Raw genomic sequence first — 16,044 nt, 5'->3', positions numbered from 1 at the left:
GATCGGGGCCGGTGTTCGGGCCCCCGGGAGTATCGCAATGATGTTCGGAATGTTGTTCGCGCTTGCCGCTGCCCAGAGCGCGGGCGGCGTCGTCGTCGAGGACACGCCGCAGATCGGCATCGCCACGCGCCATGCTCGCTGTATCGTCCGGCAGGTCGGCGTCGCGCCGGCGGCGGAAGCGGCGCGCGCGGCCAAGGTGGCCGAAGCGACGAAGGGCTGCCGCGAATTCACCGAGGGCGATTTCACGCAAGGCCGGGTGATGCTCGGCGATCGCCCGGTGAATGCGCGCTGGTGGGGCCGGATGCGGACCACGCTCGACGCAATCGAGGCGGATATCGCCGCGGCGATCGTCCAGCCCAAGCAATACAAGATCATCTGGGAACTCCCCGACGGCAGCCGGGTCGATGCCTATAATGCGCCGGAGCCGCTGAAGTCGGTCAAGCTGCTGACGGTGCCGCTGTGATCCTCGCGCTCGGCCTCGCCTTGCTTGGGAGCCAGGACGTGATCGGCGAGGACATCGTCGTCACCGGTCGTGCGCGCCCGCTCCAGGTCAGCGTCCAGCTCGATTCGAAGCGCCGCGTCCGTGCGTGTGCGATCGCCCAGTCGAGCGGCGACGAGAATTTCGACCGGCTGACCTGCGAGACGGTAGCCGCCTGCTCGCGCGAGCCCGACCGCAGCCACAAGGCGATCCAGGCCTGCACCCAGACGCAGATGACCAAGATCATCAACGATCAATTCGGCGCGAATGCCAACCAATAGGACCATGATGCTCAAGATCGACAATCTCCGCGCCGAAATCGACGGCAAGGAAATCCTCAAGGGGCTCAGCCTCACCGTGAATGCAGGCGAGGTCCACGCGATCATGGGGCCCAACGGCGCGGGCAAGTCGACGCTCGGCTATGTGCTGGGCGGCCGCCCGGGATACGAGCCGACCGGCGGAAGCGTGACTTTCGACGGTGCCGATCTGCTCGAAATGGAAGCGCATGAGCGTGCCGCGGCGGGCCTGTTCCTCGGCTTCCAATATCCGGTCGAGATCCCCGGCATCTCCAACGTCCAGTTCCTGCGCGAGGCGCTCAACAGCCAGCGCCGCGCGCGGGGCGAGGCGCCGCTTTCGGGTGGCGAGTTCCTCAAGCTCGCCCGCGCGCAGGCCGATGCGCTCGGCATGGACCAGGAGATGCTCAAGCGCCCGGTAAATGTCGGCTTCTCGGGTGGCGAGAAGAAGCGCAACGAAATGGTCCAGATGGGCATCATCGGGCCCAAGCTCGCGATCCTCGACGAGACCGATTCGGGCCTCGACATCGATGCGCTCAAGGCGGTTGGCGAGGGGATCAACCGGATCATGCGCGCGCCCGACAAGGCGGTGCTGCTGATCACCCACTACCAGCGGCTGCTCGATTATGTGCAGCCCGATTTCGTCCATGTTCTCGAGGCCGGACGCATCACGCGCACCGGCGGCCCCGAGCTCGCGCAGCAGCTCGAGCGCGAAGGCTATGGAACGGTGGCGGCGTGACCACGCTCGAACTTCCCTCTCCCCGACTGGAGGAGTGGCGCTGGGCGGACATGGCGGCGCTGCGGGCCGCTGCCGACGCCGAACCGCGTGACGTCGGGATCAAGCCCGCCGATCTGTTCCTCGATATCGAGGGCCCGCGTCTGTTGTTCGTCGACGGCGTGTTCGAGCCCGCGCACAGCCGCCCCGGCCCGGTCAAGGTCGCCCGCTTCGCGCCGGAGACCGCGCATCCGCTGGGCGGCATGGCCGAAGGCGAGGGCTGGGTCCTGTCGCTCGATCCGCAAGCGGCGCTGACCGGCATCCAGATCGTCCATCTCGGCTCGGGCGGCGAGAGCCACGTGCCCGCGCGGATCGCTTTGGCCGAGGATGCGGTCGCCACAATGGTCGAGACCTATGCGGGATCGGGCTGGGCCAACCGGCTTACCCAGATCGCGCTCGCCCGGGGCGCCCGGCTGATGCGCTCGGTGCGGCTGCTCCAGGCCGACGGTTTCGTCTCGTTGCGCGACGAGGCCGAGATCGGCGAGGCTGCGAGCCTCGTCTCGATCTTCCTCGGTGCCGGCGGGATGGGCAGCCGGATCGACGGCGCGCTGACGCTCACCGGCAAGGGTGCCTTCGCCGAGATGGGCGGCGCGCTGCTCACTTCGGGCACGCAAAAGCAGGAAGCCGCGGTCGCGGTTCGCCACGAAGCGATCGAAGGCACGTCGCGGCAAGTGTGGCGCGCCGTCGCGGCGAACCGCTCGACCGTGAGCCTCGCGGCGCGCGTCGAAGTCGCACGCGATGCGCAGCAGACCGACGGTGAGCAATCGCTGCGCGGGCTGCTGCTCGAACGCGCCGCGACGGTGAACCTCAAGCCCGAGCTCGAGATCTTCGCCGACGACGTGAAATGTGCGCACGGCGCGACGGTGGGCGAGCTCGACCAGCGCGCATTGTTCTACCTCCAGAGCCGCGGCATCCCCGCGCCGCGCGCCAAGGCGCTGCTCACCCGCGCGTTCGTCGCCGACGCGATGTCGCGGATCGGCGAGGAGGCCGTGCGCGATGCGTTTGTGGCGGATGCCGACAAATGGCTGGAGGCTGCGCTGTGAGCGTGACAACCGACACTCGCCCGCTCGATGTCCTCGCCGATTTCCCGGCGATCCCGGCGGGCTGGGCCTATCTCGACACTGCCGCCACCTCGCAGAAGCCGAAGCCGGTGCTCGACGCGATCAACCGCGGCTATGGCGAGACCTATGCCACCGTGCATCGCGGGGTGTACCAGCGCTCGGCCGACATGACGCTGGCGTTCGAGGCGGCGCGCGAGCGAGTCGCGAAGTTCATCCATGGCGAGGCCCGGGAAACGATCTTCGTCCGCGGCGCGACCGAAGGGATCAACCTCGTCGCCCAGTGCTGGGCGGGGACGCAACTCAAGGCCGGCGATCGCATCCTGCTCTCGACGCTCGAGCACCATTCGAACATCGTGCCCTGGCAGATGGTTGCCGAGAAGGTCGGCGCGATCATCGACGTGATCCCGCTCACCGCCGACCAGCGCGTGGATCTCGATGCGATGGCGGCGATGATCACGCCGGCGCACAAGCTCGTCGCACTCGCGCACGTCTCGAACGTGCTCGGCTCGGTGCTCGACGCGAAGCGCGCTTGCCAGATCGCGCATTCGGTCGGGGCGAAGATCCTGCTCGACGGCTGCCAGGCCGTGCCGCGCATGGCCGTCGACGTCGCCGCGATCGGCTGCGACTTCTACGTCTTCTCGGGCCACAAGCTCTACGGGCCCACCGGGATCGGCGTGCTCTGGGGCCGCTATGAGCTGCTCGACGCGATGCCGCCTTATCAGGGCGGCGGATCGATGATCGATCGCGTCACCTTCGCGAAGACTACCTACGCGCCGCCGCCGGGCCGGTTCGAGGCGGGGACGCCGCACATCGTCGGCGTGGTCGGGCTGCACGCCGCGGTCGATTATGTCGAGAGCATCGGTCTGGATCGGATCCACGCGCACGAGACTGCCCTGGTCCGCCAGGCGCGCGAGGCGCTGTCGCAGCTCAACAGCGTCCGGCTGTTCGGACCCGAAGACAGCGCCGGCATCGTCAGTTTCGCAGTCGAGGGGGTGCATCCGCACGACGTCGCCACCATCTTGGATGAAGGCAATGTCGCGATCCGCGCCGGCCACCATTGCGCCCAGCCTTTGATGGACGCGCTGGGCGTGCCGGCGACGGCCCGGGCGAGCTTCGGAGTGTATAATGGAGCGGCCGACATCGCCGCTTTGGTCAAGGGTATCGAACGCGTGACGAGGATTTTCGGGTGAACGAGGAACGCAAGATCGCGGTGGAGGAAGTCGACGCCGTCGATGCGCCGCCCAAAGCGCGCGTCGACGCCTTTGATGCGCCGGCCGAGGGATCGGCCGGCGGTGTCCACGAGACTTTCGAACGCAAACGCGACTACCTGACCGGTTTCCTTCAGCAGAAGCCCGAGCCGCATCCGGCCGGCGAACCCGGCGGCGAGCTGTACGAGTCGGTGATCCAGGCGCTCAAGGAGATCTACGATCCCGAGATCCCGGTGAACATCTACGATCTCGGTCTGATCTACGGCGTCGACATCACGTCGGACGGCCATGCCGCCGTGACGATGACGCTCACCACGCCGCATTGCCCGGTAGCGGAATCGATGCCGGGCGAAGTCGAGTTGCGCGTAGGGTCGGTGCCCGGCGTCGGCCATGCCGAAGTCAACCTCGTCTGGGATCCGCCCTGGGATCCGCAGAAGATGACCGACGACGCCAAACTCGAGCTGGGGATGCTGTAACTTGTAACCCCTCCCCTTCAGGGGAGGGGCAAGGGGTGGGGGATGTCTCACCGAGTAAATGCTCGCGGACAGGCCCCACCCCCCCCCCCCCCCCCCCCCGGAGGGGCTTGAAGGAAGAAGTGATGACCGAAACGAAGATCCGCACCCGCCCCGCCGCGCTCAACCTCACCGAACGTGCCGAGGCGCGCATCGCCGAGCTGATGGCCAAAGCGCCCGAGGGCACGATCGGCGTCAAGCTCTCGACGCCGCGTCGCGGCTGCTCGGGGCTGGCTTATTCGGTCGATTATGTCCGCGAAGCGGCGCCCTTCGACGAGAAGATCGAGACCCCCGGCGGCACCTTCTATGTCGACGGCGCCTCGGTGCTCTACCTCGTCGGCTCGACGATGGACTGGGTCGAGGACGATTTCGCCGCGGGCTTCACGTTCGAGAACCCCAACGCCAAGGGCGCGTGCGGCTGCGGCGAGAGCTTTACCGTCTGAGCGCTGGCGCATAGGGCGCTGTCCGACACCATCGGAGAGAGACCATGCCCTATCCACAGCCCTGGACCGCGGACCCGGCGCGCTACGACGGTCGCATGCCGTATCGCCGCTGCGGGCGCTCGGGGCTCGATCTGCCGGCGATCAGCCTCGGCCTCTGGCAGAATTTCGGCGGCACCGATGTGTTCGAGACCGGCCGCGCCATGCTGCGCCGCGCGTTCGATCGCGGCGTCACCCATTTCGATCTCGCGAACAATTACGGCCCGCCTTACGGCTCGGCGGAGGAGAATTTCGGGCGCGTCATGGCGACCGATTTCGCCGCGCACCGCGACGAGCTGATCGTCTCGACCAAGGCGGGCTGGGACATGTGGCCGGGGCCCTATGGCGATGTCGGCGGCAGCCGCAAATACCTCATCGCCTCGTGCGACCAGAGCCTGAAGCGGATGGGGCTCGATTATGTCGACATCTTCTATTCGCACCGCGTCGATCCCAAGACGCCGCTCGAGGAGACGATGGGCGCGCTCGCGCACATCCACCGGCAGGGCAAGGCGCTCTATGTCGGGATATCGTCCTACTCGCCCGAGCTGACCCGGCGGGCCGCGGCGATCCTCGCCGAATACAAGGTGCCGTTGCTCATTCACCAGCCGAGCTATTCGATGCTCAATCGCTGGATCGAGAGTGATTTGCTCGATACGCTCGACGATCTCGGCACCGGTTGCATAGCCTTCTCGCCGCTGGCGCAGGGCATGCTGACGTCGAAATATCTGAAGGGGGTTCCCGAGGATGCCCGCGCGGCCAAAGGCGGCTCGCTCAACCAGGGACTGTTGTCGGACGAGAATCTCGCCCGCATCCGCGCGCTCAACGCCATTGCCGAACGCCGCGGCCAGACGCTCGCGCAGATGGCGATCGCCTGGGTGCTGCGCGATCCGCGCGTGACCTCGGCACTGGTCGGCGCGCGGACTGTCGAGCAGCTCGACGATTCGCTCGATGCCGTGAACAATCTCGGCTTCAGCGCCGCAGAGCTAGCCGAAATCGATACCCATGCAACCGAAGGCGCCGTGGATCTTTGGAAGATATCATCCACGCTAGAGGAATTGCCGCAACGATGAGTGTCGCCTTCCGCCGCGAAAGCGACGAGGAACATAAGGAACCGAAGTTCGAGATCCCGTTGCCGGCCGGCCCCAATCTGGTCACGGCGCGCGGACTCGCGGCGATCGAGGCGAAGGTGGTCGAGCTCGAAGCGGCGATCGCCGCCGAGACCGCGGAGGAGCCGCGCGAGGTTCTCAGGCGTGAGTTGCGCTACTGGAACACCCGCCGGACCACCGCCGAGGTCGCCCCGCCGCCCGAGCAGGGCGTGGTCGGCATCGGATCGCGCGTGCGCATCCGGCTGGCGGGCAAGGAGCGGGTGATCGATCTGGTCGGCCATGACGAGGCCGATCCGCATGCCGATCGCCTCGCGTTCTCGGCGCCGCTCGCCCATGCGCTGCTCGGTGCGGAAGAGGGCGAGCGCGTCGATTTCAATGGTCGTACGGAAGCGATCGAAATTCTGGAAGTCTCTGCGATCCCGGGCTAGGGACCCGAAGTTACCGTCATCCCGGAAGTTAGGCTTTCCCGGAAACCGACAGGTTTTCGGTAGGAAAGCCTTACTGTCCGGGATCCACCTCTCCACCGGCCATTGCCTCCCGGTGGATCCCGGACAGCTCAATTTTCTGACCAAATCACCGATTTGGAGAAAATTGGCTTCCGGGATGACGGGAATTGAGGACGGACTCCAGACCGCCGCGCCGCCGCTTCCCACAAACGAAAACCGCCGCTCCATCGCTGGAGCGGCGGCTTCGTCTTTGCCGTCGGCAGGTTGGGCTTAGAAGCCCACCACCAGCGAACCCATGAAGGTGCGCGGATAGCCGATTTGCGAGTTCGGCGCGTTGCCGTACCCGGTGACCGCGCCCGTTCCCGGGTTGAAGGTCGGTCCCTGGTTCAGCGCGCCGTTGCCGCTGTTGAGCGAGCTGACCCACAGCTTGTCGAACGCGTTGAGGACGTTCAGCTGGAAGTAGGTCTTGTCGTTGAGACCAGCCCAGCCGAGCGGGATGCGCGCGTTGAAGTCGACGAGCGTATAGGCCGGAACCTTGTTGCCGAAGACCTGGATCGTGCGGGTCTGCGCAACGCCGGTCGGACTGTTCGCCGCGGTGTAGGCGACGATCTGCTGCACCGGCTCGTTGGTGTCGTAGATGTAGCGCGGGCCGGTACGCTTCACGTTGAAGCCGAAGTCGGCGAAGCCCAAAGTCGCCTGCGCACCGCCGCCGAAGGTATAGACCGGGGCGTTCGATTCACGCTTGCCCTTGGTGGGAGCATAGATCGGCGTCCCCGCCGCGGTGCGGCCGGCGACCACATTGTCCTCGATCTCCGAGTCGAGATACGAACCGAAGGCATAGACGCTCAGCTCGTTGATCGGGCGATAGGCGATCGTCCCGTCGAAACCGAAACGCTTCACCTTGCCGAGGTTGCGGTACACCGTCTTGTCGAGCTCGGCGTCGTAGGACGAAGCGAGCCGGTTCTTGTAGTTGGTGTACCAGGCCGCGACCTGTGCCTGGACCTTCGACGAGCGATAGCGCAGGCCGGTTTCCAGGTTGTCGGTGGTCTCGGGCTTCGGGTTCGCCTGATCGGCGGTCACCGGATAGAAGAACGAGTTGTACAGATTGTCCGTACCCGGCACCTGGATGCTCTGCGAGAAATTGCCGTACATCGAGAGCTTGTCGGTGATGTCGGCGACGTAGCCGATGTTCGGCAGGGCACGCTTGTAATCGACGATGCGCTGCTGCGGTCCCTGGGTCGGGAAGGTGCAGTTGGTCGCCGGCGTCGGGTTGGGCGGGCAGGTCGCGCCGTCGACACCCGCGGCGTAAGGCACGGTCTGCGTCGGGTTCGCCGCGAGCCATGCGGCCTGCGCCGCGCTGTCCGAGCCGAAGCACTCGACGAAGCCCGCCGCGCTCGAAGTGGCGCAATAGTTGTTCAGGTTCCGGCGCAGGAACTTGACGCTGATGCCCGCATCGACGCGAAGGGTGCCGTCGAAGAACTCGCCATTATATTGCGCAGCGAATTGATGCAGGATGGCGAAGGACAGGCGGTCGCGCTTCTGCAGCGCGCGGCCGTTCACGTCGAGGACCGGATCGTTGACCGGGAAGACGTCGAAGGGCTTGCCGTTATACTGCAGGAAGCCCGTCTCGCCCGTCTGGCGATGGCGTGCGCGATCATAGGTATAGGCGACGCGCACGGTCTGGCCCGGCGCGACCGTGTAGCGCAGCGACGAGATCACGCCGATGCGATGGGTCTGCGTCTGGCTCGGCGTAAGCAGGCGGACGGTGTCGAGCAGATCGCCGTCGCCGTTCAGGTCGCGGCCGAAATAGGGAACGCCGCCGATATAGCCGACCTGGCAGCTCACCGCCGCGCCATTGGGCGTGGTGTTGCAATTCGCGGCCCCGCCGGTCGGATTGACGTCACGACGCGCTTCCTGGCCGACGGTGGTGCCGCCGCCATTGGCCTTGGTGTACTGGTAGTAAGGATCGGCGGCGAAGACGAGGCCTTCGGCGAGCGTGAAGCGCGAATTGATGCGGATATTGCCGGTGTTCGACGGATTGAAGCGCTCGTCGAAGACCGAGCCGCAGCTGTTCGCGGTGTCGGCGATGCCGGGACGGGCGGTATTGGTGATCTGGCAGAGCGGCACGGAATATTCGCGCTCGTCATTCGTGATCGGGAAGCGATCACTGGTATTCGGGCCGACATTGCGCGCGCCGAGGTCGGCGCCGGTCGCCGAGTTCAGCTGCCGAAGATCGGTGCGCAGCGGCACCGAGCCCTGGAAGTTGTTGCGGTTCTCATTCCAGTGGCCGGAGATCGCGATGAAGTCGCCGTTATCGCCCAGCGGCTGATAGAGCTTGGCGTTATACTGCTGCTTCTCGACCTGCGCGCGGTCGTTGAACGGCGAATGGTTGCGCGCCGAGCTCGCCGAGAGCCACGCGCGGGTGCCGAACGACGTGAAGGTGCCGGTATCGACCAGGCCGAAGATGCGGAAGAAGTCGAAGTCGCCGACCGAGCCGATCAGCTTGACGCCGAAATCCTCGCTGGGATTGCGCGTGCGATAGTTCACCGTCGATCCGGTGGCGCCGGCGGTCGGGCTGTCCACGTCGGTGGTGCCCATGTTGACGTTGACCTGCTCGATCAGCTCGGGATCCAGCTGCTGGTTGCCGTAGATCGCGTAGTTGCCCGAATCGTTGAGCGGAATGCCGTCGAAGGTCTGGCTGATGCGGGTGCCTTCGAAGCCGCGGATGTTGAGCGAGCCGCCCGACGAACCGAAGGGATCGTTGTTGGTGTAGCTGACGCCTGGAAGCTGGTTGATCAGGTCGTTGACCGATTGGCCCGGCGCCTGGCGCTGGATGAATTCCTGGTTCAGCACGCCGCGGGTCTTCGTGGTATCGGGAACCACGATGCCGTTCACGCCGTTCTGCGTCCGCGTGCCGGTGACGACGATCTCTTCGCTGCCTTCTTCGAAGTCGATCGTGCCGGTCGACTGCGCATAGGCGCTCGCCGGAATCAGGAGCGCGGCGAAAGCCACGCCAGCAAAAAGCTTGGTGCGCATTTTAAGAAAGTCCCCTTCGGTGTGCCCTGAATGCACTAATCACGCGGTGCGGTGTACCGTCGCCGCTGCCCATGGAATTCATTTATGTCCAACCGATGACAGTCAATCGGCATGAGCCGGGCAAGCTGTTGGTAACAGTTGATTCATTTGCTGCGTTGCAAAAAAGTCACTCGGCTTCGGCGACGATTTTGGCCCAATCCTCCTCGGAAATAACGCGAATTCCGAGCTCCGCGGCCTTTTTGAGCTTCGATCCCGCGCCCGGCCCGGCAATCACCAGATTCGTCTTCGCCGACACCGAACCGGCGACTCGCGCGCCCAGCGATTCGGCCTGCGACTTGGCCTCGTCGCGACTCAGCGACTCGAGACTGCCGGTGAATACGAGAGTCATGCCCGAGACTTCGGAAGCCCGCGTCTCGACGATGAAGGGCGGCGGCGAGACTTCGGCCAGCAAATCCTCCCACAGCGCCACATTGTGCGGCTCGTGGAAGAAGTCGGCCAAGGCCTGCCCGACGGCGCCGCCGACATTCTCGACTCCGATATGCTCGGTAATCGCCTTGTCGAGGCGCGCACGGTGTTTCTGCTCGCTCTCGCCGATTGCGACGGGCATGGCATCCCGGAGCGCGATGATCTCCATGGCCAGCGACCGGATCGCGGCGAGCGTCGCATAGCGCTTGAGCAGGTCGCGCGCGGTGATCGCGCCGATATGGCGAATGCCGAGCCCGAACAGCAGTCGCGCGGCGTCGGGCGCGCGCTTGGCCTCGATCGCGGCGAGCAGGGCGTCGACGGACTTTTCCTGCCAGCCTTCCCGCTGCAGCAATTCCTCGCGATGCGGCGCCAGCCGGAAGATGTCGGCCGGCTCGGTGATCCAGCCGAGGTCGAGCAATTCGACCAATGTCTTCTCGCCCAGCCCCTCGATATCGAGCGCCCCGCGGCTGACGAAATGCTTGAGCCGCTCGAGCCGCTGCGCCGGGCAGATCAATCCGCCGGTGCAGCGGACATCGACTTCGCCTTCCTCGGCGACCGCCTCCGAATTGCAGCGCGGGCAATGGTCCGGGAAGCTCCAGGCCGGACGCTCCTCGTCGCGCGTGAGGTTCTCGACGATCTGCGGAATCACGTCCCCCGCCCGCTGGAGCACCACCCGGTCCCCGGGACGCACGCCCAGCCGCGCGATCTCGTCGGCATTGTGCAGAGTCGCGTTGCGGACCACCACGCCGCCCACCGTCACCGGCTCCAGCTTGGCGACCGGCGTCAGCTTGCCGGTGCGCCCCACCTGGATCTCGATATCGTTGAGCGTCGTCTGCGCGCGCTCGGCGGGGAATTTGTGCGCCAGCCCCCAGCGCGGCGCGCGTCCGACGAAACCCAGCCGCGTCTGCCAGTCGAGCCGGTCGATCTTGTAGACGACGCCGTCGATGTCGAAGGGCAGATCGGCGCGCCGGGCCTCGATCCTTTTATATTGCGCGAGCGCCGCGTCGAGATCGACCGGACCGACGAACAGATCGGAGACCGGGAAACCCATTGCCCGGATCGCCGCGATCACCGCCGACTGCGTCTCGCCGGGCAGAGAGGCGACTTCGCCCCAGCCCCAGGCGAGGAAGCGCAAGGGCCGCGAGGCGGTGACCGACGCGTCCTTCTGGCGCAGCGAGCCCGCGGCGGCATTGCGCGGATTGGCGAACTGGCGCGCTTCCTTGCCGCTTTCCTCCGCCTCGGCGAGCAGCCGGGCGTTGAGCGCCGTGAAGTCGCTCTTGGCCATATAGACCTCGCCGCGCACTTCGAAGATGTCGGGCGCGCCGGGAATCTCCTGCGGGATGTCGCGGATCGTCCGCACATTGGCCGTGACGTCCTCGCCGATCTGACCGTCGCCGCGCGTGAGCGCCTGGACCAGCCGGCCCCGCTCGTAGCGCAGCGAGCACGAAAGCCCGTCGATCTTGGGTTCGGCGGTCAGCGCGATCGGTTCGTCCGCCGACAGGTTGAGGAAGCGCCGCACCCGCCTGAGGAATTCGCCGACATCCTCGTCCGAGAAACCATTGTCGAGGCTGAACATCTGCCGCGCATGCGCCACCTTGGCGAGATGCCCCGAAGGCGCGGCGCCCACTTTCCGGGAGGGTGAGTCGCCGCGGACGAGATGGGGGAATTCGGCTTCGATCGCCTGATTCCGCCGCATCAGCGTGTCGAATTCTGCGTCGCTGATCTCGGGCGCGTCGTCCGCGTGATAGAGCCGGTTGTGATGCGCGATCTCGGTGGCGAGCCGCTCGAGCTCGGCGGCGGCTTCTTCCTCGGTCCGGGGCAGATCGGATGTCATGGCGTATCGGTTAGGGGAGGCGGGCGCCGCCGATCAAGCTTGATCGCGCGCGCGGCCCCCGCAAGAAGGGCGAATGCGCCTGCTCAAGCTTGCCCTGACCGGGCTGTTGTGGACCACCGTTCTCCTCTGTCTGGACCTCATCGTGCTGCCGCACTTTCTCGACCGCATCTATTATCGCGGACCGGCCACGGCGCATTTCGACGGCGCGCATTTCTTCAATCCCGATGGCGACGACGATCGCTTGCCCGCGAGCGGCAGCCGCATCGGCTTCCTCGCGCGGCGACTCTTCGGCGACCCCGGCCAGCCGGCCTGGCCCGAACGCGTCGCAGTGCGGCCAGCGAAGCCCGCCGCGCGCGTCGAAGGCGCGGCGATGCACGCCACATGGATCGGCCACGCCACCCTGCTGGTGCAGACCAACGGCCTCAACATCCTCACCGATCCCGTGTGGAGCGACCGCGCCGGTCCGCTCGGCTTCGGCCCGCGACGCGTCGCCGCACCCGGCATCCGCTTCGAAGACCTGCCGAGGATCGACCTCGTCCTCGTCAGCCACAACCATTACGACCATTTGGACCTGCAGACTCTCCGGCGGCTGTGGCAACGCGATCGCCCCATCATCGTCACCAGCCTCGGCAATGACAGCGTCATCGGCCAGGCCGGCGTGCCTGCGCGCGCGTTCGACTGGGGCGGGCGTCTCGCGATCCGGCCCGATGTCGACGTGACGGTGACGCGCAATCACCATTGGAGCAGCCGCTGGTTCAGCGACCGCAATCGCGCGCTATGGTCGAGCTTCGTGGTCCGGCTTCCCGGCGGCAATTTCTTCTTCGCCGGCGATACCGGGCTGGGCGACGGCAAATGGCCTGCCGAGGCCGCGGCGCTCGGCCCGATCCGTTTCGCCGCGATCCCGATCGGCGCCTTTCGTTTCGAGGAGGGGCAGATGGCGAGCGGCAGCCATATCGGCCCCCGCGACGCGATCCGCGTGTGGGACGGGCTCGGGCGGCCTTTCGCGTTGCCGATCCACTGGGGCACCTTCCGCCTTTCGCGCGAAGGCTATGACACGCCGCCGCGCATGCTCGATGCGATGATGCGCTGCGCCGGCAGCGATCCGGCGCGTTTCGCTCCCGTCGCGATCGGCGTGCCGGTGGAAGTGCCCGCGCTGGCAGCGCCGCCGCCGCATCCCGACATGATCGGCGTCGAACGATGTTTGACGCCACCGCTGCGACGCTAGACAAAGCCGCCATGCAAATCCAGGTCGCCGAGCATCTCGGCCCGATCCTCCCCTGGCTCGACATGTGTGGCATCGCCGTGTTCGCCGCGACCGGCGCCCTATCGGCCACACGGCGCGGCCAGACCTTCGTCACCGCCGCCTTCTTCGCGCTGATCACCGGGGTCGGCGGCGGCACGGTGCGCGACCTGCTGATCGGCGCGCCGGTCTTCTGGGTGCACGACGCCAAGGTGCCGGCGCTGATCCTCACCGTCGCAGTGGCGGTGTGGCTGACTCCGCAGCGCTGGTGGAGCGATCGCACCTTCGACTGGCTCGATGCCTTCGGGCTCGCCGCTTATGCCGCGTTCGGCGCCGCCAAGGCGATCAGCTACGGCATCCCGCCGATCCCCGCGGCACTGATGGGCGTGATGACCGCGTGCGTCGGCGGCATCATCCGCGACGTGCTGGTCGGCGAACCCTCGATCCTGATGCGCCCCGAGCTCTACGTGACAGCGGCGGCGCTCGCCTCCACGGTCTATGTCGGGCTGAGCCTCGCCGGCCTCACGCCGCTTGCCGCCGGCCTGATCGCCGCCGCCGCGGGCTTTGCGCTAAGGGCAGCGGCGATCGTGTGGAAGCTGGCGCTCCCGGCCTATCGCGGGCAACGCTAGGTCGGCCGGACGACGCCCACGTCGCTGAACTTCTTCGGCTCGACCGGCGGTACGACCGGCTCGTTGAGCTGGACCTGCCAGAAGCCGACATCGATCCACTGGCCGTGCTTGAAGCCGACTTCGCGATATACGCCCGCCCGACGGAACCCGACCGCCTCGTGCAGCTTGATCGAACGGTCGTTGGGGAGTGTGATCGCGCCAATCGCATGCACGAACCCCTGCGCCCGCAACGTGGTGACCAGCGCCCCGTACAGGAGGCGGCCCACCCCCGAGCCGCTCGACGCGTCGGTCAGGTAGATCGAGCTCTCGCAGACATAGCGATAGGCCGGGCGGTCGCGGAACTTGCTGGCATAGGCATAGCCGATCACCCCGCCATCGGCATCGCCGTTGGTGGCGACCATCCAGGGATAGAGCCCATCGCTCGACGCCATCCGCGTCCGTATCGCCCGCGCGTCGGGCGGGTCGATCTCGAACGATGCGGTGCCGGTGAGCACATGCGGCGCGTAGATCGCGGCGATCGACGTCGCGTCTTCAGGCGTGGCTGCGCGGATCGCGATCACAGGCCGATCCTCGCGATCAGCAGGCCGAGCAGGCTGCGGTCCTCGGCACGGACCATTGCCGGCCCCATCGCCGCGCATTCGAGGCAGCGCGCCTGCACCGACCCGCCCATTGCGAGCCGCCGCGCATCGCCCAGCGCCTGGCCGAGCAGCGCGCGGCGTTCGGCGGCGATCCGGCCGTAAAGATCGGCGCCCGCAGGCTGATCGGCCCAGTCGCGATCGTCATCGTCGCCCCCCGCCAGCACATCGTTGAGGAAGCGCGTCCACGCGTCGGGCTCCTTCTCCAGATACACGGCATGGACATTCTTCGGATCGAGCTTCGCGCGCGTAGCCGCCTCGGCGATCGCGGCATCGATCCCGCCGAACCGGTCGACCAGCTTCAACTGGTGCGCGACACCGCCGATCCACACCCGGCCTTGCCCGATCTCGTCGACGCGCTGCGGCGTCAGCTTGCGCGATTGCGCGACGAGGTTGACGAAGCGCCCATAGCCCGCCTCGATCGCCGCCTGCAGGATGCGATCGGTGGCCGGGTTGATCCCGCCCATCACGTCGGGCTGGCCGCTGAGCGGCGTCGTGCGCACGCCGTCGCTGGTCACGCCGATCTTGGCGAGGCTGTTCTCGAACGAAGGCAGCACCCCGAAGATTCCGATCGATCCGGTGATCGTGCTCGGCTCGGCAAAGATCGTGTCGCCCGCGGTCGACACCCAATAGCCGCCGCTCGCCGCGAGGCTGCCCATCGAGACCACCACCGGCAGCCCCTGCGCCTTGGCCTGGAGCACCGCCTGGCGGATCTGCTCGGATGCCATCGCCGATCCGCCCGGCGAATCGACGCGCAATACCAGAGCCTTCAATTTCTTCTCGGCCAGCCCCTTGAGCAGCAATGCGCTCACCGTGTCGCCGCCTGCGGTCCCCGGCCCGGCCTTGCCGTCGACGATCTCGCCCGCGACGGTGATCACCCCGATCGCGTCGCCGCCGCTCGGTGCCGGATTGGCCGCGACCCAGTCGGCGAGCTTGATCGCCTTGAAATTGCCCGCCGGCTTGCCCGAAGGCGCGCCGACGATCTCGGCGACGCGCTTGCCGAAAGCGAGCCGGTCGCCGACCTTGTCGACCAGCCCGTACGCCAGGTTCGCTGCCGCGATGTCGCCCTTCGCGCCGACCACGACTTCGTCGGGCTTGCCCAGATAATCGGCGATCCGCGCCTTGGGCCGCGCCTTGGTCACGCCTTCCTGCCATTGGCTGAAGATCGCGCCGTACAGCGCCTGATTGGCCTCGCGCGCCTCGGGCGACATGTCGCTGCGGATATAGGGCTCGACCGCCGACTTGAACTTGCCGACCTTGTAGACGTGCGCATTGACGCCGAGCTTGTCCATCAGCCCCTTGTAATAGATCTGCGTGCCCCCCGGCCCGGCGAACAGCGTGCCGCCCAGCGGATTGACCCAGATCTCGCTGGCATTGGCGGCGAGCGCATAGCCGTCGTCGGTATAGCCGGTGGCATAAGCGAGCACCTTCTTGCCGCCCGCGCGCACCTTGCCCACCGCGTCGGCGACTTCGGTGATCGTCGCCGGATAACCGCCCATGAACCGGTCGAGATCGAGCACCACTGCCTTGACGCGGTCATCGGTGCGCGCAGCCTCGAGCGCGCGGAGCACGTCGCGCAGCCGGTGCTGCTGCAGCCTCTCGCCGCCGCTGAAGCGCGCGAACGGGTCAGGCTGTTCGGGCTGCTCGACGATCGTCCCGTCAAGCGCGAGAACCAGCGCCCCGTCATGGATCGCCGCCTTGTTCGGCTTGTACGACAGGATGGTGAACAGCCCGGCGAAGAACAGCAGCATCAGCACCAGGACAAGGAAGTCCTTGATACCGACCAGAATCTTCCACGCGCCCCGAACCAGTCTCACCTGTGCCGCTCCTTCATTGCGCCTTCCTGC

15 protein-coding genes are annotated in these 16,044 nt (G+C 66.8%); 11 read left to right on the top strand and 4 right to left on the bottom strand.

What is annotated here, in order from left to right; translation table 11 throughout:
* Positions 1-37: 37 nt before the first annotated feature.
* The 9 genes from BR78_RS0112515 to BR78_RS0112475 all read left to right on the top strand — a co-directional run bounded on the left by BR78_RS0112515 (position 38) and on the right by BR78_RS0112475 (position 6,340).
* Positions 38-463, top strand: a complete 426-nt coding sequence (locus BR78_RS0112515) for a hypothetical protein (RefSeq protein WP_231478253.1) — start codon at positions 38-40, stop codon at positions 461-463.
* Entirely contained in the window at positions 460-759 is a 300-nt protein-coding gene (locus BR78_RS0112510; protein WP_029936615.1) for a hypothetical protein, read from the top strand. Before BR78_RS0112515 ends, BR78_RS0112510 begins: the two co-directional genes overlap by 4 nt.
* Complete coding sequence (gene sufC, locus BR78_RS0112505) at positions 746-1,510, top strand: Fe-S cluster assembly ATPase SufC (RefSeq protein ID WP_443027677.1); 765 nt, start codon at positions 746-748, stop codon at positions 1,508-1,510. Before BR78_RS0112510 ends, sufC begins: the two co-directional genes overlap by 14 nt.
* A complete protein-coding gene (locus tag BR78_RS0112500; protein ID WP_029936613.1) occupies positions 1,507-2,589 on the top strand; it encodes a SufD family Fe-S cluster assembly protein in 1,083 nt (360 codons plus the stop codon). Before sufC ends, BR78_RS0112500 begins: the two co-directional genes overlap by 4 nt.
* Entirely contained in the window at positions 2,586-3,797 is a 1,212-nt protein-coding gene (locus BR78_RS0112495; RefSeq protein ID WP_029936612.1) for a cysteine desulfurase, read from the top strand. Before BR78_RS0112500 ends, BR78_RS0112495 begins: the two co-directional genes overlap by 4 nt.
* Positions 3,794-4,291: an SUF system Fe-S cluster assembly protein gene (locus BR78_RS0112490; protein WP_029936611.1), complete on the top strand. Its 498-nt coding sequence runs from the start codon at positions 3,794-3,796 to the stop codon at positions 4,289-4,291. Before BR78_RS0112495 ends, BR78_RS0112490 begins: the two co-directional genes overlap by 4 nt.
* A gap of 122 nt (positions 4,292-4,413) precedes the next feature.
* Positions 4,414-4,770, top strand: a complete 357-nt coding sequence (locus BR78_RS0112485; RefSeq protein ID WP_029936610.1) for a HesB/IscA family protein — start codon at positions 4,414-4,416, stop codon at positions 4,768-4,770.
* Between the two features lie 44 nt (positions 4,771-4,814).
* Positions 4,815-5,876, top strand: a complete 1,062-nt coding sequence (gene mgrA / locus BR78_RS0112480) for an L-glyceraldehyde 3-phosphate reductase (protein ID WP_029936609.1) — start codon at positions 4,815-4,817, stop codon at positions 5,874-5,876.
* Positions 5,873-6,340 carry a GreA/GreB family elongation factor gene (locus tag BR78_RS0112475; RefSeq protein ID WP_029936608.1) on the top strand — a complete coding sequence of 156 codons (468 nt, stop codon included), beginning with the start codon at positions 5,873-5,875 and terminating at the stop codon, positions 6,338-6,340. Before mgrA ends, BR78_RS0112475 begins: the two co-directional genes overlap by 4 nt.
* Positions 6,341-6,628: 288 nt before the next feature.
* Here the strand turns inward: BR78_RS0112475 and BR78_RS0112470 are convergent, their stop codons facing one another.
* Positions 6,629-9,394 (bottom strand): TonB-dependent receptor, encoded by a 2,766-nt coding sequence (locus tag BR78_RS0112470; RefSeq protein ID WP_029936607.1) that lies wholly within the window; start codon positions 9,392-9,394, stop codon positions 6,629-6,631.
* Between the two features lie 166 nt (positions 9,395-9,560).
* Complete coding sequence (gene ligA, locus BR78_RS0112465; RefSeq protein ID WP_029936606.1) at positions 9,561-11,693, bottom strand: NAD-dependent DNA ligase LigA; 2,133 nt, start codon at positions 11,691-11,693, stop codon at positions 9,561-9,563.
* Between the two features lie 73 nt (positions 11,694-11,766).
* Between ligA and BR78_RS0112460 the strand changes: the two genes are divergently transcribed.
* The gene (locus BR78_RS0112460) at positions 11,767-12,918 is read left to right on the top strand and encodes an MBL fold metallo-hydrolase (RefSeq protein ID WP_037566680.1); all 1,152 of its coding nucleotides are present in this window, start codon (positions 11,767-11,769) and stop codon (positions 12,916-12,918) included.
* Positions 12,919-12,929: 11 nt separating this feature from the next.
* Positions 12,930-13,562, top strand: coding sequence for a trimeric intracellular cation channel family protein (locus tag BR78_RS0112455; RefSeq protein WP_029936604.1), 633 nt, complete (start codon positions 12,930-12,932; stop codon positions 13,560-13,562).
* Here the strand turns inward: BR78_RS0112455 and BR78_RS0112450 are convergent.
* Together BR78_RS0112450 and sppA are read right to left on the bottom strand one after the other, a co-directional pair.
* Positions 13,559-14,122 carry a GNAT family N-acetyltransferase gene (locus tag BR78_RS0112450; protein WP_029936603.1) on the bottom strand — a complete coding sequence of 188 codons (564 nt, stop codon included), beginning with the start codon at positions 14,120-14,122 and terminating at the stop codon, positions 13,559-13,561. The genes BR78_RS0112455 and BR78_RS0112450 overlap by 4 nt on opposite strands.
* Positions 14,119-16,014: a signal peptide peptidase SppA gene (sppA, locus tag BR78_RS0112445; protein WP_029936602.1), complete on the bottom strand. Its 1,896-nt coding sequence runs from the start codon at positions 16,012-16,014 to the stop codon at positions 14,119-14,121. Before sppA ends, BR78_RS0112450 begins: the two co-directional genes overlap by 4 nt.
* Positions 16,015-16,044 lie beyond the last annotated feature (30 nt).

It is taken from the genome of Sphingomonas sp. UNC305MFCol5.2, assembly GCF_000712135.1.
Lineage (GTDB): Bacteria > Pseudomonadota > Alphaproteobacteria > Sphingomonadales > Sphingomonadaceae > Sphingomonas.
This window is presented reverse-complemented; position numbering and strand designations above follow the sequence as displayed.